General features: G+C 66.6%; 1 protein-coding gene. It reads right to left on the bottom strand.

Annotation, left to right across the window (positions count from 1 at the left end; all coding sequences use genetic code 11):
- On the bottom strand, window positions 1–938 hold a 938-nt coding region (locus IVB32_RS12675; RefSeq protein WP_247410464.1), incomplete at its 3' end, for an IS110 family transposase.

Raw genomic sequence — 938 nt, 5'->3', positions numbered from 1 at the left:
CCCTTCGTCAACAAATGCCAGCAAAGCACGGTGAGCTTCCGGGCCACGGCCACCGCGGCGATCTGATGGCCGCGCCGGGCGCGGATGCGCACGAAAAACGCATGCAGCGGACCGGGCGCCTTGGCCGCTGCCCAGGCCGCCTCGACCAGCATGGCGCGCGCGTGACTGCGGCCGATCTTGCTGATGCGGCCGTGATGGGCGGCGCCCAGTCCGGACTGCCGTACCCGCGGGTTCAGCCCAAAATAGCTCACCAGCTTCTGCGGGCTGTTGAACCGGCTGATGTCGCCGATCGCCGCCATGATGCCGGCAGCGACCGCCAAGTTGACGCCGGTGATCGTCATCAATCTGTTGACCGCGGAATCGTCGATGGCGTCCTGCGCGATCTCGCGGTCGAGCAGGGCCAGATCTTCCGCCAGCCGGTCAAGCTCGCGGACGTGCCGATCGATCGCCGCGCGCTCATCGTCCGGCAACGGTTGGGCGGCCAACCACGCCCGGCCGCGGCCGTTGAAAAGATCGGCATGCGGGCACTTCGGGATCAGGTGCGCGTGCAGGATCGAATGCACCTCGTTCTTGAGCCGCGTGCGATGGCGCACGACCTGGTAGCGCCGCGCCACCAGCCGACGCTTGCGTTCCGTCTCCGCGTCAGGCGTCCAGATCTGCGGCAGGTACCCAGCCGCCTGCAGACTGGCGAGCGTGCCGGCATCGATCTTGTCGGTCTTGACGTGAGCCTGGGCGATCGCCTTCACCTGCAGCGGATTGGCGATAATCACCCGTGCCACGAACGGTGCGAGAACCCGCGATACCGCCATGCTGTTGCCGGTCGCCTCGACCACCACCTCATCACTGGCCAGCAGGGTCTTGCCAAATCCCTCCAACGCAGTCCGCGTCATATCAATGCGGCCCGCATGTCGGAGCCTGCCATCCTCCCAAATCACCAC

Source organism: Bradyrhizobium sp. 23, from assembly GCF_023073295.1.
Taxonomy (GTDB): Bacteria; Pseudomonadota; Alphaproteobacteria; order Rhizobiales; family Xanthobacteraceae; genus Bradyrhizobium; species Bradyrhizobium canariense_D.
Note: the sequence above shows the minus strand (reverse complement) of the source record. Positions and strands in the feature narration are given on the sequence as shown.